This window comes from Acidovorax sp. LjRoot194 (genome assembly GCF_964253015.1).
Classification (GTDB): Bacteria; Pseudomonadota; Gammaproteobacteria; order Burkholderiales; family Burkholderiaceae_C; genus Acidovorax.
The window spans coordinates 4,899,771-4,919,755 of record NZ_CAXUQB020000001.1; the positions used below are offsets into that span (position 1 = coordinate 4,899,771).

Here is a 19,985-nt window from a genome sequence, read left to right on the forward strand (position 1 = left end):
TTCTCTCTGGAGGATGGAGGTCAGAACGGTGCATCGCCCTGGATCGTGGTGCGGTAGAGCTTGCGGCGCAGGTGGTCAGGCGTGCCGGCGGCCAGGTGCATCAGCGAGCGGTTGTCCCAGAAGACGAGGTCGTGCGGCTGCCAGTGGTGGCGGTAGATGAACTCGGGCTTGACGCTGTGCGCGAACAGTTCGGCCAGCAGCGCATCGCTCTCTGCCTGCGGCAGGCCGACGATGCGCGTGGTGAAGTGCTCGCTCACGAACAGCGCCTTGCGGCCGGTCTCGGGATGCGTGCGCACCACGGGCTGCACGGCGGGCGAGACTTGGTCGATCTGCGCCTGCGAGAGCTTCGGACGCCAGGGGTTCTTGGCGCGCAGGTCTTCGTACTTGGCCAAGTAGCTGTGCTCGGCCTTGAGCGGCAGGATGCGCTGCTGCAGTTCAGGGCTGAGCGCTTCCCAGGCCAGGTGCTGGTCGGCGAACAGTGTGTCTCCGCCCTCGCTGGGAAGCTCCTGTGCGTGCAGCAAGGACCCCAGGCTGGGGTGGGCCTTGTACGAGATGTCGGAGTGCCAGTACACGCCCGCATCCCCTAAGCCGATGGGCTCGCCGTTGTCCTTGATATTGGAGACGATGAGGATCTCCGGGTGCCCCTTCAGCTGGAACTGGTGCAGCACGTGGATCTCCAGCGGGCCGAAACGCCGGCTGAAGTCCACATGGGCCGCAGGCGACACCTGCTGGTCGCGGAACACCAGCACATGGTGATCCAGGTGCGCCTGGTGGATGCGCGCGAACTCGTTGTCGCTGAGGGGCCGCGAGATATCAAGGCCTACGACCTCGGCGCCCACGGGCGCATCGAAGGGCCGTATCTCGAAGTTCTGTACGGGGGCAGGAGAACGGGTGGCAGTGGCAGTCATTGGGGACTCTCGCGCTCGGGTCGCAGGGGCTGGTGCATGGAAGCTGCCGACTGTAGGGATGCTTCGTTCTACACGGAACGAATGATTAGTTGCTTGTTTATGAAATAAACATCCAAAGGAATCATCTGCCTGCGGAGTTGCAGCGGGCAAGCACGCTCGCACGGTAGCGCAGCCTTGTCGCGTCGTGCTGGTCAATGAACTGATTTGGATATGCGCTTTCCTTCGTTGGCCGGGTGGGGGCGCCCGCCTATCGTCGCGGCTCCCGCTGGCCCTGCGCCTTGGCGATGTGCAAGGGCACCTGCAGACCAGCGCCTCATCCACCAGAAATACCTCATCAATCAATCACCATGCGACTGAAATTTTCATCCCTCACTGGTTTCATTGCGGCCACAGCACTGGCGCTCGTGGGCATGACCGCCAAGGCCGACCAGCTGGACGACATCAAGAAAAAGGGTGAGATCGTCTTCGGCGTTCTGGGCACCGACGAGCCCAACAGCTTCGTGGACCCCAAGACCCGCGGCTTCATCGGCTACGAGATCGACATCGCCACCGCGGTGGCCAAGAAGCTGGGCGTCAGGCCCGTGTTCAAGCAACTGGCCGTCGCGGCGCGCATCCCCGAGCTGCAGCAGGGCCACGTGGACGTGCTGGCCGCATCCCTCACGCACAACAAGGAGCGCGAGGCGCAGATCGACTTCGGTCTGACCCACTTCGTCACCGGCTCCAAGGTGCTGGTCAAGAAGAGCAGCGGCATCCAGAACGTGGCCGACCTGGCCGGCAAGAAGGTGCTGACCGTGAAGGGCGGCACGCAGGAGCCCAACCTGCTGCGCGCCGTGCCGACTGCCGAGGTCGTGACCTTCGAGAACACCCAGCAGGCCTTCCAGGCGCTGCAGCAGGGCAAGGGCATTGCCTACGTCAACGACGAGTCGTCGCTGTACAACGACGTGGCCAAGCTGGGCGCCAAGGGCGGCGACTACCTGATCCTTCCGCAGAACCTGAACGTCGAGCCGCTGGCCCTGGGCATCCGCAAGGGTGAAACCGCGCTGAAGAAGGCCATCGACGACACGCTGCGCGGCCTTGAAGCCTCGGGCGACGCCGAGAAGCTGTACGAAAAGTGGTGGGGCGCCCAGAGCAAGCTCAAGTTCGCCAAGCGCACGTTCCGCTTCGAATCGGACAAGGTGGACGGCTGAGCGCTGCACGCTGGTCCCCTGATCGCTGCTGCTTATCGCTGAAGGCCCAAAGGACGGCCTGCCTTTTCACACGGAGGCAGGCCGCCGCTTTTTGTTGTATGCCCACTTTCGACTTTTCGCTGCTGCTGGCAGGCCCCTACCACGCCATGCTCTGGGCGGGCCTGCGCCTGTCGCTGACCCTGCTGGCCGTCACGCTGCCGCTGGCCCTGGTACTGGGACTGCTGGTGGCCGTGCTGCGCCTGTCGCCGCTGGCACCCTTGCGCTGGACCGGCTTCCTGTTCGTGGAGTCGCAGCGCAACATCCCGCTGCTCGCCCACATGTTGTTCTGGTACTTCGGTGCGCCCGAGCTCCTTCCGGACTCTGCCAAGGAATGGCTCTACCAGCACAACATCGAGGCCATCGCGGCCGTGGTGTCGCTGAGCCTGTATGCCGGCGCCTTCATGGCCGAGGACATCCGCAGCGGTATCCGGTCCGTGCCCACGGTGCAGCTGGAAGCAGCACGTGCACTGGGCCTGGGGTTCGTGGCGGCCATGCGGCTCGTGGTGCTGCCGCAGGCCGTGCGCACCAGCGTGCCGCCGCTGGTGTCGCAAACCCTCAACCTGTGGAAGGACACCAGCATCGCCACCGTGATCGGCACGGCCGAACTCATGTACCAGGCCGCCAAGGTGGAGAGCGCCACCTTCAAGAGCTTCGAGGCGTTCACCTTCGCCACGGTCAGCTACCTCGGCATCTCGCTGGCCATCACCGCCCTCGCAGCGTGGTACCAGCACCGGTACCCGCCGCGCTCGGCATGACAGGAGGCACACGTCCATGAGTTTTCTCGAGATGCTCGATGCCTACTGGCTCTTCTTCCTCATCGGCCAGTACCCCGACGGGCCGCTGGGCGGCCTGGCGCTGACGCTGCTCCTGGCGTCGTCCGCCCTGCTGCTGGCCATCCCCGCGGGGCTGCTGCTGGGCCTGGCCCGGGTCAGCCCCTGGGCCTGGCTGCGCTGGCCCGTGAGCGCGCTGGTGTTCGTGGTGCGCGGCACGCCGCTGTTGATGGTGATTTTCTGGGCCTACTTCTTCCTGCCCAGCATCACCGGGCACAAGACCGGCCAGTTCACCACCATGCTGATCGCCCTTGTGGTGTTCGACGCCGCCTACCTGGCGGAGATCGTGCGCGCCGGCATTCGCGGCCTGCCCCGGGGGCAGATGGAATGCGCGCGCTCGCTGGGCCTGCCGTACCTGGCGTCCATGCGCCTGGTGGTCCTGCCCCAGGCACTGCGCAACATGCTGCCGTCCCTCGTTAACCAGTTCGTCTCCACCATCAAGGCCACGTCGCTGGGCTACATCATCGGCCTGGCCGAGGTGTCGTTCATCGCATCGCAGATCAACACGCTCGTGTTCACGCTGCCCACGCAGGTCTACCTGGTGCTGGGGTTCACCTATTTCGTTCTGTGTTTCGGCCTGACGCGCTTCGCGGTATGGCTGGAGCGCCGGCTCGCACGGCGCCCTGCGCGCCAGATGCCTCTCCACGCCCCCGCTGCGGGGGCCGCACCATGATTACCTTCGACAACGTCAACAAGTGGTACGGCGACTACCACGCGCTTGCAGACATCACCGAGACCGTCGCCGCCGGCGAAGTCGTGGTCGTGTGCGGGCCGTCGGGCTCGGGCAAGTCCACGCTGATCCGCACCATCAACCGGCTGGAGCCCATCGACAAAGGCCGCATCACCGTCAACGGGCAGGACATCCACGCACCCAAGCTGAACCTGAATGTGCTGCGCGCAGGCATCGGCTTCGTCTTTCAGCAGTTCAACCTGTTCCCGCACCTGACGGCGCTGGACAACTGCACGCTGGCGCCGGTCCATCTTCGCAGGGGGTCGCCCGACCAGGCCCGCCAGCGCGCGCTGGCCCTGCTGGACCGCGTGGGCCTGGCGCACAAGGCCAACGCCCACGCCGCCGAGCTGTCGGGCGGCCAGCAGCAGCGCGTGGCGATTGCCCGCGCGCTCACCATGGAGCCCCGCATCATGCTGTTCGACGAGCCCACGAGCGCGCTCGACCCCGAGATGGTGGGCGAGGTGCTGTCGGTGATGCGCGACCTGGCGCGAGACGGCATGACCATGGTGTGCGTCACGCACGAAATGGGCTTTGCGCGCGAGGTGGCCGACCGCATCTGGTTCATGGACGCGGGGCGCGTGCTGGAGCGCGCCAGCCCCCAGGCGTTCTTCGACAGCCCGCAGCACCCGCGCGCGCGGCAGTTTCTGTCGGACATCCGGGCGCCGCTGCCTGACGCGGCCACCTGACGCCGCCGCCTGACGCCGCCGCCTGACCCTTGGCCGGATGCAGGCGTTGTGAAAAAATAGACCTCCAGCGTCGCCGACTTTGCATATGCGCAGAACAAGTGCGCCCGGCGGGCAGCGCTTGCGCTATAAATAGCGCACCTCATCCATCTTTGTGTGAAAGCATCCATGAACCGCGCAGAACTCGTTGATATCCTGGCTTCCAAGAATGATCTGTCCAAGGTTGCGGCCAACGCCGTGCTGGAGACGCTGATCGAGACCGTCCAGACGGCCGTCAAGAAGGGCGACACCGTCCAGCTGGTGGGCTTTGGCACCTTCAAGTCCGCCAAGCGGGCCGCCCGCACAGGCAAGAACCCCTCCACGGGCGCCGCCCTGAAGATCCCTGCCACTACCGTGCCCAAGTTCGTCGCTGGTGCCAAGTTCAAGGCCGCTGTCGATCCCAAGGCCGCCAAGCGCAAGGCGGCCAAGTAAGCAGGCCCCGCCGCTTCGGCACAACCGCCTCAGGCTTCGGCCTCGGGCGGTTTTTTCTTTGCGCGGCCAGGGTGGGCGGCGCCGCCCATATGGCGCTTTGCAGCTAAGCATGTGACAAATCGGTCGTTCTCCTGAGAGCAGCAGGGCCAGACAATCGCGCCTCCACCGCTCCTGTCCACGACCGCCATCACCATGCACGCCGCCGCAGCCCCCTTCAAGTCCCTCGTCGTGTTGTGGCTCGCCGCGTGGGCAAGCTGTGCCGCGCTGGCGCAGCCAGCGCCCGCCACGCCCTTCCCCACCAAGACGGTGCGCGTCACCGTGCACAACTCGCCCGGCAGTGCGCCCGACGTGCTGGCGCGCTACCTGTCCCAGCGCCTGTCCGAGCAATGGAAGCACGCGGTGGTGGTGGACAACCGCGGCGCCGCCGGCGGCATCGTGGCGGCCGATGCGCTGGCCAAGGCACCGGCGGACGGCCACACCCTGCTGGTGGGTGGTGACGGCCCCATCACCATCCTGCCCAACCTGCAGAGCAACCTGCCCTACAACGCGCAGCGCGACCTGGTTCCGGTGGTCTCGCTCGGCCATGTGGACTTCGTGCTGGTGGCCAACCCCAAGACGGGGTTTCGCAGCCTGGGCGACTTCGTGCGCGCCGCCAAAGCCCAGCCGGGCCGCTACAGCTACGCCTCGGCCGGCAACGGCAGCGCCCTGCAGTTCAGCATGGAGATGCTCAAGCAGCAGGCCGGCTTCTTCGCCACGCACATCCCCTACCGCGGCGGCCCCATGGGCCTGCAGGACGTGATTGCCGGCCAGGTCGAAGTGATGTTCATCGCCCTGGGCCCCGCACTGCCGCACATCCGCAGCGGCAGGCTGACGCCACTGGGCACCACCGGCGACAAGCGCAACGCCCTGCTGCCGGACGTGCCCGCCATTGCGGAGACCTATGCGGGCTACGGCTCAGGCACCTGGTTTGGCCTCTTCGCGCCCGCCAACACACCGCAGCCGGTGCTGGACACCATTGCCGCGGACGTGGGGCGCATCGTGCAGACGCCTGCGGCGCGCGCTGAACTGTCCGCCCAGGGCATCGACGCCACGGGCTACCCGCAGCTGCAGTTCCAGCGCCAGGTGACTGCCGAGTTCGTGCGCTACGGCCAGATCGTGAAGACCGCCGGCATCAAGATCGAATAGATCCAGTCCATCGAGCGGGTCCGTCCATCGCACACCAAGCCGCCGTTGCCGCGCATCGTCAACGAGGCGCAAGGGCCGGGCCGGCATGCGCAGCCGCTCGTGCAAGGCCTCGATCCCGCACAATGGCGGGCCATCAACAGCCGCCCTGCCCTCCGCATTCCGGGAGCTGCCGGGCAGATCCATCAAGGAGCATCCCCATGAGAGAGCAGAGAGTCGCCGTGGTCACCGGAGCAGGTTCCGGAGTCGGCAAAGCCGTCGCGCTGGCCCTGGCCGGTGATGGGTACAGCGTGGTGCTTGCAGGGCGGCGCAGCGCACTCCTGGATGAAGTGGTGGCACTGGCCCAGGCGCAATCGGGCGCGGGCGACCGCATGCTGAGCGTGCCCACCGACGTCGCGGACGCTGCGGCGGTCGAACGGCTCTTCGCTCAGGCGGTGTCCAGATTCGGCCGCGTGGACTTGCTGTTCAACAATGCGGGCCGCGGCAACCCGCCGGGGTCCTTTCTGGACTGGACGCCCCAGCAGTGGCGCGATGTGGTGGACGTGAATCTGAACGGCATGTTCTACTGCCTGCAGCAGGCCTTTCGGGTCATGCGCGACCAGTCTCCGCAGGGAGGCAGGGTCATCAACAACGGGTCGATCTCGGCCCACACGCCGCGTCCCAACTCTGCAGCCTACACATCGACCAAACACGCCGTCATGGGCCTGACCAAGACGGCGTCGCTGGACGGGCGCCAGTACAACATCGCGGTGGGGCAGATCGACATCGGCAACGCCATGACGGACCTGGCGTCGCGCATGGCCAAAGGCGTGCCGCAGGCCAACGGCGAGATCGCGGTCGAGCCCTTGATGGACGTCAACATCGTCGCCCAGTCGGTGCTGTACATGGCCAACCTGCCGCTGGAAGCCAACGTGCTGTTCCATACCGTGATGGCTACCAAGATGCCGTTCGTCGGCCGCGGTTGATGTTGCTGAACGAATAGTTCGCCCGGGCCTCTTGAGCAGTCGCGGGGGTAGAGGGTGTCGAGCGGGTCACTGGGCCTTCAGATTCCGCTCCGCGGAGAATCCTCCATCGTTCAATCGTTCAATCGTTCAGGCCATCATGTGCCGGATACCTGCAGCACCATTGCGTGCAGTGAGCCCAGCGTGCCCTGCCGCTCGCGCTCGGACGCTTCCTGGTCACGCTGCTGGCGCTTCAGCTCCTTGATGAGCGGCAGCAGGTCCTTGTGGCTCGACTGCTGGCCTGGCGTGGTCTGGGTATCCACGATCTGGTTGTTCTCGACCTTGATCATGTGCAGCGATTGCGATGCCTGGTGCGACAGCGTGGCCAGCACGGGCTCGCCTTCGTCATAGGCCAGGCGCATTTCGGTGGTGCTGCTGTCTTCCACCGTGTTGTAAAGATAGTTTTGCGATGCGGAGGTGGAGTCGAACTTGGGCGCTGCCGACGTCAGCAGCGACTGGTGGTAAGCGGCCGAAAGCTTCGACGCCTGCGTTTGCGTGACAGTCCGGCTGCCTCGGTTGCTGCCCGTGATGTCCGTGGACTGGTTCAGCGTGTACTGAAAGCTGTCCCGCTCCTGGGTGCGCCTTGGGTTGGTGGCCCGGGTGGTGGCTGCGATGCTCGCGCTGAAATCTGCCAGGCCCGTCATGAGGCTTTGGTCTTCCGCATCGAACGCAGCCCCATCGATGCGCAGCGGGATACTGCCAGGCTTCATGCCCAGGCCGTTGCCGTCACCGCCTTGCTGCGCGTAGCTCGCGTGCATGGCAGAAAAGGTGGACTTGAACAGGTCCACCAAGGCCGGGTTGGCCCGGCCACGTTCCGCGGCGTGGTCGATGCGCGCGAGATACTGCGCCACCGCTTTGTCCTTCTGGGCTGCGCTGCCCCACTGTGCAGGTTGCCGAAGGTCGGTGCTCATCTTCACGACGCCTTCCCGGGTCTTGATGTCGACCTCGCGGCGGCTGGCATCCAGCCGCAGGTCGGCGCCCAGTTGCAGCACCCGTTTGCCTTCATCGTCCCGGCCATAGTGCTCGAACTTCAGATCGACCCGCGCGAGCACCTTGCTGTCGAACTTGAGCAGTTCTTCCAGATCGAGCCGCGGCTCGTCGCCTGCCAGGCCCTGCACGGCCTTGTCGAACCCCGCGGCCAAGGCCTTCAAGGCATCGCGCTCCTGGGCCGTGAGTTCTCCCTCGACCTCGATCGCCACCGACATGCCGGACCCGGTAGCGCTGTATTCACGCTGGTCCGTGATGGACAAGCGCACTGTGGCACCCGACTGGGTCTGGATGGTGAGCTCCGCACTGGCACTGGGTCGGCTTTTGAAGGCCCACAGTGCGTCAGAGGCCTTGCGCTGAATCTGATCGGGCGAGTAAGCGGCGCCGACGTTCACGATGGTCTGGCGGTAGCTTGTGCCGGTGGTGCCTACCTGCTCGAGCAGTGCGGCCCCCAGCCCTGCCAGCCGGCCTTGCTCGGTCGTTCCGCTGGCATTGCGGCCCATGACCTGGGCCAGCGCGTCGTCGGGCCGTTGCTCCCACACCTGCATCTGCCCGCCGCGGGTCTGCACGCTCAGCAGCGCTTCATACGTCGCCTGGGCCGTCTCCAGACTGCCTGGCATCTGCGTGACGTGCAGGAATCGGAGATCGGTCCCTGCCGCAGAGTTGGCGGCAAAGGCGGGCACGATGCTGCTGGGTGTGTAGACGGTGACGGCGGGTGATGCGGCCGCTGCCAAGGGCGCCACTGTGCCGCCGCCCACTGGCTGGGAGGCCCCTGCCGTGTTCAGGGAGACGCCTTGGGCGAGGGCCGGCGAGACAACGGTGGGGGTGGCAAGACCTACAGCACTCATCTTGGATTCTTCTCCTCCGTGTTATCCATAGGATATCGGCAGAAACTGCGAGAACTGAAATCAAATCCATCGGATGGGGCGTGTGGCCTCATCCAGTGCCAGCGGTGCAGCGACGCACCGCAAACCCACGCATGCACCAGGCATGCGTAGCGCTGACGGCATGCGGTGGCGTGCGCCTACAGAGGCGCCCCTGCCATCTCTCGACCATGGGTCTTGCTTTATCAACCCCCACAGGAGTTCTCTCATGCCTACCAGCCAACGCCAGAAAGACGTGTGCGACCTGCTTGATGCCGATCACAAGGCCGTCAAGAAGATGTTCAAAGAGTTTGACTCACTGTCCGAATCCAAGGCCCGCGGCGCCGCCCAATCGCGCCTGGACCTCGCCCGCGAGATTTGTGTGGAACTGACCGTCCACGCCCAGGTGGAAGAAGAAATTTTCTACCCCGCAGTGCGCAATGCGATCAAGGAAACCGACCTGATCGCTGAAGCCGAGGTGGAGCACCAGACCGCCAAAGACCTGATTGCACAAATCCAGGCTGCCGAGACGGCAGACGAAGAGTTCAACGCCAAGGTCAAGGTGCTGGGCGAGTACATCGACCACCACGTCAAGGAAGAGCGCAACGAGATGTTCCCCAAGGCCCGTGCAGCCAAGAAGCTGGACCTCGTGGCGATGCGCGATGTGGTCGAGGCCCGCAAGCAGGAACTCATGGACGAGCAGGCTGCCGTGGCCTGACGCCCCGCGGCCGTACAGGCCGCACCGGCCGCGCTGGTCACCACTGGCGCCCCGCATGACCAACAGCCCGCCCCGTGCGGGCTGTTGTGTTTGGATACTCCCGCCGTCGGGTGCAATTCAGGCGGCTTCGCGCACCGCCACACACACTTCACCGCGGCCCTGGGACTTGGCCTGGTAGCAGGCCGCGTCGGCTGCAGCGATCCATTCATCCACCGAAGCGGTTCCCTGGAGCAGGCTGGCCACGCCCATGCTCGCCCCCACCACAAATGTCTGCCGGCCCCGGGTCAACCGGATGGCTGCCACCGCCGCCCGCACCGCCTGCGCGATCTCCACGGCCGACTCCGGAGGGCAATGCTCCAGCAGCAGGGCGAACTCATCACCACCGATGCGGGCCACCAAGTCGCTGCCGCGCACCGACGCAGAGATCGCCTGGGCCACGGCATGGAGCATGGCATCGCCCGCCGCATGCCCCCCTTCATCGTTGACCGGCTTGAAATGGTCGAGGTCCATGAAAACGATGGCGGCCGGAATGGAGTGCGGTGAGCGGTCTATCAACGATCTGGCGCGTTGCTCGAACTCGCGCCGGTTGGCCAGCCCCGTCAGCGGGTCGTGGCCTGCAGACCACTCCAGTTGGTCGTGTGCAACCTTCTGTTCACTGATGTCTGTAATGGTCCAGATGGTTCCAGCGGCAGCGTCCGTCACGTCCACCGAACTGCTTCGCAGCTGCGCCCAGAAGTGGGAGCCATCGGAGCGCAGCAGCTTCCAGTCCCCCGCATAGGTCCGGCCCCTGGCGAAGGCCTCCAGCACCCGCGGGCGAATGCTCGCAAAGTCTTCGGACGAGGCAAAGATCTGGCTGGGGTGCGAGCTGCGCAAAGTCGATTCGCTGTGTCCCAGGAGCCTGCAGAACTCGGTACTCACCAGCTCGACCCGCTCGTTGCGCACAAAGGCGATGCCGGTGGGCGACGCAGCCAGTACCGACACCAGGCGGCTCAGCAAGTCCTTGTTGGCAGCCTCCAGCTTGTCGCGGCTGATGCTGACCTCTTTCAGTACGCTGCCCAACCGCCCGATTTCGCCCCCGGCCTCGGGCCAGCCCTGGCCGGCAGGCACCTCGGCGCCAAATAGCTGCTGCGCCCGCCGCTCGAGCAGCCGCAGGGGGTGCAAAAGCCAGGACAGCAATGCGAATGTGAGCAGGGACACCACGACGATGAGACCCGTTGCCCAGGCCAGTGCCTCCTTGCGTGCGGCGTTCAGCGGTGCCAGCAACTCACTTTGCGGGCGAAAGCGCCAGACCATCCAATCGGCCCCCGGCACGCCCGCTGCGCTCACGACATCGCCCGCCTGCTGCAGCTGGAGTCCCGCTGGCTCCACCGGGCTGCCCTGGCTCAGCCATACGCGGTAGGCATCCGCCAGCCTGGGTTCGTCCGTGAGAGAACGCGTGAGAAGCTGCACGTCGGGATGCGCCAGCACACTGCCTTTGGCATCGGTGACGACGGTGAGCGCCTCCCCGTCCAGGTCCCGCGCCTCCACCAGGTGGGACAGGAGACGCCGCTCCGACAGGTTGAGCGCGCCTGCCAGTACTGCATGCAGACGGCTGGCGTCGTACAGGGGCTGCGTCAGCACCACCACGGGCAGCCCGGACACCCGGCTGGGCACGGGGTCTGAAACGATGGGCCGCCGCTCTGCCAACGTGCGCTGAAAGTACGGGCGGTCGGCAATGGACAGCTCCGGCCTTTGCACCCCCTTGTCATCCAGGTAGAAGGCCACTTGCCCACCAGGCCGGGCGATGAAGATGTTCGAGAACAGGCTGCGAAACACAGGTTTGCCCTCGAAAAACTCGCTGAGTGCAGCGTCGCTCGCCAGCGCCGAGGCAGGAAGCTGCGCCGCGACGATGCCCAGAGCCTTCTGCAGATCGACCACGTTGCGCGACAGCAGGTTGGCGGTGCGAATGACCTCGGCCAACTCACGCTGCCGCTGGTCGTCCAGCGTGTCGTGTCCTGCACGCTGAACCAGCACGAAGGCGATCAAGCCGATACCTGCAGCCAAGACGGCGATCGTGCCCAGCGTGACCCTTGCGCGCAAAGAACTGAGCCATCCGGGAAAGAGACCAAATCCCATGAAGCCACCACCCATGCATGTGAAGATGGAACTGCTGGGCGGATTCCACGAACCCCAGCAGGAGCGAGGTACCTGGCCGTCCACTGTCATCGAGTGTGACGACAAATGAGGCCGCGTATGTCAGTCGACTTCCGCAATGCGGCTGCAGGGCCTGCGCCGCCCTGCACGCCCCTGCACCTGTGCGCACCCGTTAGGCCCGGCAACCCGGTGGTGTGCCCTATGCCAGTCTGGCCACCGATGGTGCGGATTGCAGACCGAACGCCTCGGAGAACTCGCAGGCCGACACCGGGCGGCTGAACAGATAGCCCTGCCCTTCCTCGCACGCAACGCTCTTCAGATAGTCGCGCTGCGCCTCGGTCTCTATGCCTTCAGCCACCGTTTCAAGACCGAAGCCGCGCGCCATGTCCAGGATGGCGCGAACCACGGCCCGGTCACGCTCGGAGTCGGGTGCATTCTGGACAAACGACCGGTCGATTTTCAAGCGGCTCAGCGGATACTTCTTGAGCAGGCTGAGCGACGCGTAGCCGGTGCCGAAGTCGTCAAACGCGATGCTGACACCCATGTCCCGGAGCTTTTGCAACACGCCGAGCACGAGATCGTCCTCATCCAGCACGATGTTTTCCGTGATCTCAAGCTCCAGGGCGTCTGGTGGCAGGCCGTGCCTCTGGAGTGTGGCCGCCACTTCCCGCACCATGTCGTTCGCCCGGAATTGGGCACCGAACAGGTTCACACCCATGCGAAATGGGGTCGCGCCATTGCGGCGCCACAGCGCTGCCTGCGCACACGCTTCGTCCAGCACCCAGAAGCCCACCATCGCGGCGAGCGGACCGGTCTCGAGCGCGGGCAAAAAGGCCGCGGGCGATAGCAAGCCCCGCTGCGGATGCTGCCAGCGAATCAGCGCCTCGGCGCCGCGCAGCGAACCATCGCTCAGCTTGACCTGCGGCTGGTAGAACAACACGAATTCGCCTTCGCTGACGGCGCGGTGCAGTTCAATGCTGTACAGCCTGCGCGCCGCAGCCTCCATGCGCAGGTCGGCCACATAGGCATAGACCTGACTGCGCCCGAAGCTCTTGGCCTTGAACAGCGCGAGGTCTGCGTTGCTGAAAAGCTCCAGTGCCTCGTGCGCATCCTGAGGGGCGGTTGCCAAACCGCAGCACACGGTGATGTGGATGTCTTGCCCGTTCACGGTGATGGGGTCGGCCAGGCTATCGACAATCCTCCGGGCCACCGCCATCGACTCTGCATGGCTGGGGGCGGCCGGAATGAGCACCGCGAACTCGTCGCCGCCGGTGCGCGCCACCGTGGACAGCGAAGACGCAGACTCGACCAGCCTGCGTGCTGCCTCGCGCAGCACCGCGTCGCCCACCGCAGGCCCGAGGGTATCGTTCACCTCCTTGAACCCGTCGATGTCGATGATCAGCAAGGCCGCCCCGGCGGCCTCGGTCACCGCCTCTTCCATGCGCCGATACAAGGTTGCGCGGTTGACCAGCGCGGTGAGCAGGTCGGTGGTGGCCAGCCTTCGCAGCTCTGCCGACTGTGCGTGGCGGTCCGAGAGATCCTGCAGGTGCGCGTGGAAGGTCAGCTTGCCCTGGTCGATCCAGCAAAAAAGAGCGACGCCCAGTGGAAACTCGGAGCCATCCTTGCGCAGGCCCTCCAAGCCTTCGGGCACCACCAATCCATCCGCAGTACCGGCCACTGCCGCGTTGGCCACGAGCTGCGCCACGGCGTCGCGGTGGTCATCGGCCAGAAAGCTCAAGACCATGCGCCCGGGGCCATCGGCCGGCATGTACCCGAAGATGGCGGCTGCGGCCTTGTTCCAGGCCATGACACGCAGGCTCTCGTCGAACCAGACCACCGCCGTGGGCGATGCGCGTGCGCCGTCGTCGAAGGGCCGCTTGGCCCGCTCCGTGGAGTGCTCCAGCCTGCGCAACTCAAGGCGGTCGCAGGCCATCTGCGCAAGGTCCGAGAGGCGAGCGCGGTCGTCGTCGGAGAAGTCGAAGTGGGGGACGCTGTCGAGTACGCACAGCGCGCCGAGCGGCAGCCCGCCGGGAGAATACAGCGGCACACCCGCATAGAAGCGTACGCCGGAAAACCCGGTGACCAGCGGGTTGTCATAAAAACGCGCATCGCGCGTGGCGTCCGGCACCACCATGACTTCGTTCTTGGCGATGGCATGCGCGCAAAACGACACGTCTCGCCGCATGTCCACCCGCTGGCCTTCAAAGCCCGTGCTGGCTGCAAAGAACACGTGGTCGTCGCCCACCAGGTTGACCGCTGCGACCGGCATGCCAAACACCTTGGCGGCTATCTGCACGACCGAGTCAAGGCTCGGCAGGGGGCGGTCACCGTGAAGTCCGTAGTCGGAAAGCGCCTGAAGGCGCTCAGCCTCTGACTCAAGAGCGGGGGGGCACTTCACTACCAAGTCCTCCAAATTAGATGCTGCCCTGCTTGCTCGGCAAAACTGACTGAAAAGCCCTGCAGGATCGACGCTCAAAATGTCGCCAAATCCATGCGGGCTTGCAAGTTTTCATTGGCATAACGTGACTGAGACGGTGCCGAATGCGCGTGTGGATGCCGTCCGGAGCCGTCTGAACGTTACATGTCGCTGCATTCGCACCGAAACCCTGTAGGACAAATTCCCGCAAACGTTTGCAACCGGACAGAAGGAGTTGATCCTGGTGCGTGCCAGTCGCGCAAAGATCAGCATCCACGTCACGCGCTGTAGAGCCCCACAACGCAAAAAAGCCCGCAACGTGCGGGCTTTTTTGGCTCGGTACTAACAGCAGTGTTTTGACAGTGCTTATGGATGGGCTCGGTGGCATGACTTGAGAACAGAGCCACCCTTGGAGTGACTGCAAGCGCAATGTGCAGTGGATTCCATGGTGGTGACACCAATGGTTTACGACCACCGTGACAACGCTACCGCTTCTTGTCGTCCACCTCGCCCAGCACCTGTTGACCTGCGCGTGAAGAAGGCTTCGGGTCGGGCCGCTGCTCGATCGCGCCCACCCGATGCCCGGATGCGGTGACCTTGTCCATGGGGCCCACCACAGGTTGTTCGCCGCCTGGGCGGTTGGAATAGGTGTCTACCACCGTCGCATCGGCATCTTTCATGCCGTATTGGTTGTAGTCGGGTGGCTGCTTTTTGTCGGTCATGACTTTCTCCTGATTGCTGTGAAACGCCGAAAAGAACACTTTGGGCGAAGCGTTGACAACCCAGTGTGGAAAGCAGCGACAACCCGTGGTGTGGGGCGGTGGGCGCGACTTGTGTAGGAGCGCACCGGCGCCGCACGCTGCGCCCGTACCGCAGGGTTTGCGCAGTCAGCCGGTGGAACACGACAACCATGCTTGTCCATCAACATGGTGGACGTTCTGACTGGCTATCGTTACCAGCGCCGGTACCCACTTTGCGTGGGAAGCGCTATGGGACCGGGCTAGCGAGCCTGACTGTCAGACGTATAGGCCCGTTCCTACAAACCCGTGGACCCATGCCGCCCACCATGGTTCTACAGAGCGAACCCATGGCTTGGCGCTCATCGCATTCTTAGGGCAACCATGAACACATCTCTCCCCAACCAATGGGGATCGAATCTCCAAAGGGCTCAAACGCACCAGCCGAACTGGGACAGCTACGTCGTTACCAAGGTCAAGCACGTGCGTGCCGCAATGCTCTCGGGCATCGACACCTTCAACGCCGAAGGATTCACGATTCCGATGGCCACCGGCTTCATCGAGCTGTCCGGCATGCGTGCGGGAGCATTCCGCACATTTTTGAAGATCGGCTTTGCAGAGTCCCACCGGACAGCGCTGCCGTCCTTCGAGCTGGTCGACAACTCCGCCATCGGGACCCTCATCCTTCCGGCGCACTGCTTCGGCTCTGCGCTGCAGCTGGCCAACAGCCCCACGGCGCACTTTCGGATTGGAGGAGACGGCAGGCACAACGCGATGGCGACCGATGTCGCGCTGCTCAGTGCTGCGTTGACGCAAACGAGTGATGTGCCGGAAGGGATCGAGATCGGCTTTGCCAATACCCGTTGAGGCGGGATGTCCGCAGACCGGCGCTGCCGTTTGGGCCAAGCACAGGGGTTAAGCGCCACGCGCCATCGACCGATGGCTCTGACGCCCCACTGAACTGTGCTGATTACCGCGGACCCATTTGCCCTGCCGACTGAGGCATAGCGTGTCAGTCCACTACCAGCGTCTAAAGCTCCATAAGCCTGCCAACACACACCATGCCAGCTCCGACGCCCCCTGCATCCCCGACACCTCAGCCGCAATGGGTTGACCCCGCTGCCTTGGTGGACGTGGGCCGCTGGTTGCAGTCTCAGCGCTATCAATTCATTACGCCTACGCCCGCCACACATGCCCTGGTGCTGGGCCGCCGCACCGATGCCACAGCATCCGATCTGCGGGACATCTTCGGGTGGAACCTGCCGTTTGCCGAAAGCTTGTTACCCACAGAGTGGATGGCCAAGCTGCAGCGTAGCGGGCTGGTGCAGGCATGGGGCGCCGGTCTTCAGCGCGCCACGGTCCGGTTCTCCACGTTTGGCTCCCTCCTCTTTCCCCACTCTTCGTTTCCCACGACCCAGAACGAGTCCGTGTTCTTCGGCCCGGACACGTATCGGTTCGCCGGACTGATCCGCCGCCAACTGAGCCTGCGCCCGCTGCAGGGCAGGTCGCGCGTGTTGGACATGGGCTGCGGCTCTGGCGCAGGCGGACTGGTGGCAGCCATCCACGACCGCACCGTCAGTCCGCAACTGGTGCTGGCGGACATCAGCCCTTTGGCTTTGCGCTTTGCACAAGCCAGTGCGGAACTGGCGAACGTTCCCCATGTGGGCTTCAGCCAGGGCGACCTGTTCAACAGCGTGGCCGGAGATTTCGATCTGGTCGTGGCCAACCCGCCGTATCTGAACGACGGCGCTCAGCGGCTGTACCGCCACGGCGGCGGGCGGTGGGGCGAGGCGCTGTCGATCCGAATCCTGCGCGAGGGTTATCCACGCCTGGCGCCTGGCGGTCGCCTGGTGCTGTACACGGGCTCTTCGATCTCACAGGGGGGGGACCACCTGCTGCAGGCGGCCGAGGCAGAGCTCGCTGCATACCCCTGCAGGTGGAGCTACGAGGAGATCGACCCGGACGTGTTCGGCGACGAGTTGCAAAACCCGGCGTATGCCGACATAGACCGTATCGCTGCCGTCGGCCTGGTGGTGCAAAAGCCATGAGATTCCTGGGCATTGGCGACACCAATGACCTGGCGGCCATGTACCACGGCCTCGCCCAAAGGGGACACGACGTGCGCGTATTCGTGCGGGACCCTGATTACAGCGACGTGTTCGCAGGCATGCTGGACTTCACGTCCGACTGGCAGAAAGAACTGGGCTGGCTGCGGGAAGCGGGGGACGACGGCATAGCGCTTTTTGAATCCGCCAGCGACGGCGCCACGCAGGATGCACTGCGCCGTGATGGGTTCCATGTCGTCGGCGGCAGCGCGTTCGGTGACCGGCTGGAGGCCGACCGCGCGTTCGGACAGTCTGCGCTGCGCTCCATCGGCCTGCGCACCGCCGCCAGCCATCCATTTGCCGACTATGAGGCGGCCAGTACCTTCGTCAGGAACCACCCTGCGCGCTACGTCCTCAAGCTCAATGGCGCCGACGCCCTGCGCACGCGCAACTTCGTGGGGTCGACCCCGGATGGCGTTGACGTGCTCGCGCTGCTGGCGCACTACGGTCGGTCGCAAACACCAAAGTCGGCCGAGCAGCCGGGCGGCAGTGCTGGCGATCGAGATGGTTTCATACTGATGGACTACCTTCAGGGTGTGGAGGTGGGCGTCGGCGCGTACTTCGACGGGCAGTCTTTTCTGAGCCCGGCATGCATCGATTTCGAGCACAAGCGGTTCTTCCCTGGCGACCTGGGTGAGCTGACGGGTGAGATGGGAACCATCGTGTCCTACCGCCTGTCGCAGCGCCTGTTCGACACCGTGTTGGCCCCGTTAGCCGACATGCTGCGGGACGGTGGCTATTGCGGATACATCAATGTCAACCTGATTGCGAACGAAGACGGTTTGTGGCCGCTGGAGTTCACCAGCCGCTTCGGCTACCCGGGCTTTGCGATCTGCGAGGCACTGCACGTCGACCCGTGGGAAAGCATTTTCTCCACCATGGTCCACCAAAGCGGGATGCACTTTCGCACCCATCCTGGATTTGCCGCGGGCGTGGTACTGACGGTGCCACCGTTTCCCTACCGCTACGGATATGCCGAGTTGTCCAAGGGCTTGCCGATCCACCTGCGCGACACCTTGTCGCAAGCTGATCGCAGCGCACTGCATTTTGCCGAAGTGGCGCTGCAAGGCGAACAGCTCATCACCAGCGGCGTCACTGGATACCTGGGCGTAGCCACGGGAGTGGGCCCAACGCCGGGCACTGCCAACGCGCAGGCACTGCAGGTGGCGCAGGGCGTGGTGGTGCCCAACCTGCGTTACCGAACGGACGTCGGAGAACGCCTGGAGCACGGCGGCGAGTGGGATTTGCTGCACCGCCTGGGCTGGCTGGAGTGACAGCGGCGCGGCTGTAGGGCCGCATTCATCGCCGTAGGAGAGTGCCCACGCGCGGAAGGCGTCTGGCCCGATGCAGCAGGCGTCGGCGCACGGCGATGCTGAAGATCTCACATTCTTCTGCACTCCTCTGCACACCTCATGTCCGCCATCCTGAAGGAACTTGCCGATCGCCCCGCCCGGCCCATGGCCACGCCGTTGGCGTTGACTCCCAGCCAAGGTCGCGACGAGCACAGCGGCTTCTGCCACCCGTTGTACGAACGGCTGGCCGACGGAATTCCCGCGGCCAAAGACATCCAGGAAGCGGCCGACTTTCTCGCCCAGGCCATCGACCGCGCAGGCACCCAGGTCGATGACCTTCCTGCCGATCCAGCGGACCTCACCACCTGGATGACCACCAACGTGGAGCGGGTGCACGCCCAGTACCAGTCCTACCTGCAGTCGCGCAAGGACGGAGCAGCCCGTCGCTACTTCAGCAATCGGGCGCATGCACTGTACTTTCTGCGGCAGGTGTCGCCCACCAAGTTGGTCGACGGTGCCTGGCTCTACGGCGTGTGCGCCCATACGGGCAACCCACGCCTGTCCAACCTGGTCACCACGTACCTGGAAGAGCTGGGCAATGGTGAGGCGGACAAGAACCATGTGACGCTGTACCGCAACCTGCTGTCGCGCTATGGGCTTGACCCCGTCGACGGCCTGTCCGACGCGCTGTATGAGCAGGGCCTGATCCAGCTAGCGCTGGGCTGGAACGCACAGGATTTTCTGCCCGAGGTGATCGGCTTCAACCTGGCCTATGAGCAACTGCCACTGCACCTGCTGATCACATCCTACGAGCTCAACGAACTGGGCATCGACCCGTACTACTTCACGCTGCACGTTACTGTGGACAATGCCGACACGGGACACGCCCGGCGCGCCTGCCAGGCAGCGCTGGAAGCCGCGCCGCGCATCAACGATGGCGGCGAATACTGGCAGCGCGTGCGCGCCGGTGCCAAGCTCGGCAATCTGGGGGTGAGCACCATGGATGTGATCCAGGGCTTCGACATCGAGGCGGAGGTGGTTCGCATCCTTGCGCACAAATCCCCCGCCGGGCACGGCGCACACTCCGACTTCTGCAAGGTGGAGGGCCGCAGCGTGAACGAGTGGCTGTCCACGCCGGATGCCATGGCGGACTTTCTCACCGCGCTGGAACGCGCGGGATGGATCAAGAAGAACAGGCCTGTCGACGAGAGCCGGTTCTGGAAGCTGCTGCAGGGCGAGCGCGCGGAGATGTTCGGCGTTTTCTCGGGCTACGAACTGCAGATCATCCACGACTGGATTCGCGGTACGGCCAGCGCAGACGGCGCATCGTTTGACACCGCGCCAGCCCCAGAAACCACCGGGACTGGTGGCGCCACGGCCACCACACCCCGCAGGCTGATGAGCTTTCGGGTCGCCGAGCGGCTACGCCAGGCCCAGCGCGGCACACCCAGGCACACCGAAGCCTCGCTGGACGCGGACCTTGCCATCTTTCGCGAGCGCTATCCCTTGCTGGAGGGCGACGAACAGCGCCAGTTGCTGGTCCAGGCCCTATCGCCCGCGCTGCATTGGACGCCTGCCGGGCTGGAGGCCACGCGGGAGCTGGTGCGCACCCTTCATGGATCGCCTACGGTGGTGCAACGCGCCGCCTCGCGCGCGAGCTGAACCGAGCTGAGTTCATCTGCTCAGGCCTGACCGCATAGTTT

General features: G+C 64.9%; 17 protein-coding genes. 12 read left to right on the forward strand and 5 right to left on the reverse strand.

From position 1 onward, the window contains the following. Window positions 1–20 precede the first annotated feature (20 nt). Complete coding sequence (locus tag ACSQ3N_RS22205; protein ID WP_436147489.1) at window positions 21–908, reverse strand: TauD/TfdA dioxygenase family protein; 888 nt, start codon at window positions 906–908, stop codon at window positions 21–23. A 347-nt stretch (window positions 909–1,255) separates the two neighbouring features. Between ACSQ3N_RS22205 and ACSQ3N_RS22210 the strand changes: the two genes are divergently transcribed. The 7 genes from ACSQ3N_RS22210 (at window position 1,256) to ACSQ3N_RS22240 (ending at window position 6,995) form a co-directional block, all read left to right on the forward strand. Continuing rightward, window positions 1,256–2,095 carry an ABC transporter substrate-binding protein gene (locus ACSQ3N_RS22210; protein WP_436147490.1) on the forward strand — a complete coding sequence of 280 codons (840 nt, stop codon included), beginning with the start codon at window positions 1,256–1,258 and terminating at the stop codon, window positions 2,093–2,095. Between the two features lie 98 nt (window positions 2,096–2,193). Further along, the gene (locus ACSQ3N_RS22215) at window positions 2,194–2,889 is read left to right on the forward strand and encodes an amino acid ABC transporter permease (protein ID WP_436147491.1); all 696 of its coding nucleotides are present in this window, start codon (window positions 2,194–2,196) and stop codon (window positions 2,887–2,889) included. 16 nt (window positions 2,890–2,905) lie between these two features. Beyond that, entirely contained in the window at window positions 2,906–3,637 is a 732-nt protein-coding gene (locus ACSQ3N_RS22220; protein WP_056167187.1) for an amino acid ABC transporter permease, read from the forward strand. Next, entirely contained in the window at window positions 3,634–4,380 is a 747-nt protein-coding gene (locus ACSQ3N_RS22225; RefSeq protein WP_436147492.1) for an amino acid ABC transporter ATP-binding protein, read from the forward strand. Before ACSQ3N_RS22220 ends, ACSQ3N_RS22225 begins: the two co-directional genes overlap by 4 nt. A gap of 153 nt (window positions 4,381–4,533) precedes the next feature. Continuing rightward, complete coding sequence (locus ACSQ3N_RS22230; protein ID WP_369817143.1) at window positions 4,534–4,848, forward strand: HU family DNA-binding protein; 315 nt, start codon at window positions 4,534–4,536, stop codon at window positions 4,846–4,848. 192 nt (window positions 4,849–5,040) lie between these two features. Continuing rightward, window positions 5,041–6,033, forward strand: coding sequence for a Bug family tripartite tricarboxylate transporter substrate binding protein (locus ACSQ3N_RS22235; protein WP_436147493.1), 993 nt, complete (start codon window positions 5,041–5,043; stop codon window positions 6,031–6,033). 197 nt (window positions 6,034–6,230) lie between these two features. Then, complete coding sequence (locus ACSQ3N_RS22240; RefSeq protein WP_436147494.1) at window positions 6,231–6,995, forward strand: SDR family oxidoreductase; 765 nt, start codon at window positions 6,231–6,233, stop codon at window positions 6,993–6,995. 134 nt (window positions 6,996–7,129) lie between these two features. On the opposite strand, the gene ACSQ3N_RS22245 is transcribed toward ACSQ3N_RS22240, so the two are convergent. After that, entirely contained in the window at window positions 7,130–8,866 is a 1,737-nt protein-coding gene (locus ACSQ3N_RS22245) for a hypothetical protein (protein WP_436147495.1), read from the reverse strand. A 244-nt stretch (window positions 8,867–9,110) separates the two neighbouring features. Here ACSQ3N_RS22245 and ACSQ3N_RS22250 point away from each other — a divergent pair, with 244 nt between their 5' ends. After that, a complete protein-coding gene (locus ACSQ3N_RS22250) occupies window positions 9,111–9,599 on the forward strand; it encodes a hemerythrin domain-containing protein (RefSeq protein ID WP_436147496.1) in 489 nt (162 codons plus the stop codon). Window positions 9,600–9,716: 117 nt separating this feature from the next. Here ACSQ3N_RS22250 and ACSQ3N_RS22255 read toward each other — a convergent pair whose 3' ends face one another. From ACSQ3N_RS22255 to ACSQ3N_RS22265, 3 genes are all read right to left on the reverse strand, one after another. Further along, window positions 9,717–11,642 carry a sensor domain-containing diguanylate cyclase gene (locus ACSQ3N_RS22255; protein ID WP_436147497.1) on the reverse strand — a complete coding sequence of 642 codons (1,926 nt, stop codon included), beginning with the start codon at window positions 11,640–11,642 and terminating at the stop codon, window positions 9,717–9,719. A 289-nt stretch (window positions 11,643–11,931) separates the two neighbouring features. Beyond that, entirely contained in the window at window positions 11,932–14,208 is a 2,277-nt protein-coding gene (locus tag ACSQ3N_RS22260) for a putative bifunctional diguanylate cyclase/phosphodiesterase (RefSeq protein WP_436147498.1), read from the reverse strand. 425 nt (window positions 14,209–14,633) lie between these two features. Next, entirely contained in the window at window positions 14,634–14,870 is a 237-nt protein-coding gene (locus ACSQ3N_RS22265; RefSeq protein WP_056167161.1) for a hypothetical protein, read from the reverse strand. Between the two features lie 399 nt (window positions 14,871–15,269). Between ACSQ3N_RS22265 and ACSQ3N_RS22270 the strand changes: the two genes are divergently transcribed. The 4 genes from ACSQ3N_RS22270 (at window position 15,270) to ACSQ3N_RS22285 (ending at window position 19,944) form a co-directional block, all read left to right on the forward strand. Continuing rightward, the gene (locus ACSQ3N_RS22270; protein WP_056167159.1) at window positions 15,270–15,752 is read left to right on the forward strand and encodes a hypothetical protein; all 483 of its coding nucleotides are present in this window, start codon (window positions 15,270–15,272) and stop codon (window positions 15,750–15,752) included. A gap of 194 nt (window positions 15,753–15,946) precedes the next feature. Then, the gene (locus ACSQ3N_RS22275; RefSeq protein ID WP_082516892.1) at window positions 15,947–16,933 is read left to right on the forward strand and encodes a methyltransferase; all 987 of its coding nucleotides are present in this window, start codon (window positions 15,947–15,949) and stop codon (window positions 16,931–16,933) included. Continuing rightward, a complete protein-coding gene (locus ACSQ3N_RS22280; RefSeq protein WP_056167153.1) occupies window positions 16,930–18,264 on the forward strand; it encodes a phosphoribosylamine--glycine ligase in 1,335 nt (444 codons plus the stop codon). The genes ACSQ3N_RS22275 and ACSQ3N_RS22280 overlap by 4 nt, the downstream gene beginning before the upstream one ends. Before the next feature lie 138 nt (window positions 18,265–18,402). Further along, window positions 18,403–19,944, forward strand: a complete 1,542-nt coding sequence (locus ACSQ3N_RS22285; RefSeq protein WP_200926894.1) for an iron-containing redox enzyme family protein — start codon at window positions 18,403–18,405, stop codon at window positions 19,942–19,944. Window positions 19,945–19,985 lie beyond the last annotated feature (41 nt).

Coding starts and splice junctions, on each gene's coding strand:
- ACSQ3N_RS22235 (WP_436147493.1), top strand. CDS start 5,041: ATGCACGCCGCCGCAGCCCCCTTCAAGTCCCTCGTCGTGTTGTGGCTC.
- ACSQ3N_RS22270 (WP_056167159.1), top strand. CDS start 15,270: ATGAACACATCTCTCCCCAACCAATGGGGATCGAATCTCCAAAGGGCT.
- ACSQ3N_RS22250 (WP_436147496.1), top strand. CDS start 9,111: ATGCCTACCAGCCAACGCCAGAAAGACGTGTGCGACCTGCTTGATGCC.
- ACSQ3N_RS22220 (WP_056167187.1), top strand. CDS start 2,906: ATGAGTTTTCTCGAGATGCTCGATGCCTACTGGCTCTTCTTCCTCATC.
- ACSQ3N_RS22205 (WP_436147489.1), bottom strand. CDS start 908: ATGACTGCCACTGCCACCCGTTCTCCTGCCCCCGTACAGAACTTCGAG.
- ACSQ3N_RS22245 (WP_436147495.1), bottom strand. CDS start 8,866: ATGAGTGCTGTAGGTCTTGCCACCCCCACCGTTGTCTCGCCGGCCCTC.
- ACSQ3N_RS22240 (WP_436147494.1), top strand. CDS start 6,231: ATGAGAGAGCAGAGAGTCGCCGTGGTCACCGGAGCAGGTTCCGGAGTC.
- ACSQ3N_RS22265 (WP_056167161.1), bottom strand. CDS start 14,870: ATGACCGACAAAAAGCAGCCACCCGACTACAACCAATACGGCATGAAA.
- ACSQ3N_RS22215 (WP_436147491.1), top strand. CDS start 2,194: ATGCCCACTTTCGACTTTTCGCTGCTGCTGGCAGGCCCCTACCACGCC.
- ACSQ3N_RS22225 (WP_436147492.1), top strand. CDS start 3,634: ATGATTACCTTCGACAACGTCAACAAGTGGTACGGCGACTACCACGCG.
- ACSQ3N_RS22275 (WP_082516892.1), top strand. CDS start 15,947: ATGCCAGCTCCGACGCCCCCTGCATCCCCGACACCTCAGCCGCAATGG.
- ACSQ3N_RS22285 (WP_200926894.1), top strand. CDS start 18,403: ATGTCCGCCATCCTGAAGGAACTTGCCGATCGCCCCGCCCGGCCCATG.
- ACSQ3N_RS22280 (WP_056167153.1), top strand. CDS start 16,930: ATGAGATTCCTGGGCATTGGCGACACCAATGACCTGGCGGCCATGTAC.
- ACSQ3N_RS22210 (WP_436147490.1), top strand. CDS start 1,256: ATGCGACTGAAATTTTCATCCCTCACTGGTTTCATTGCGGCCACAGCA.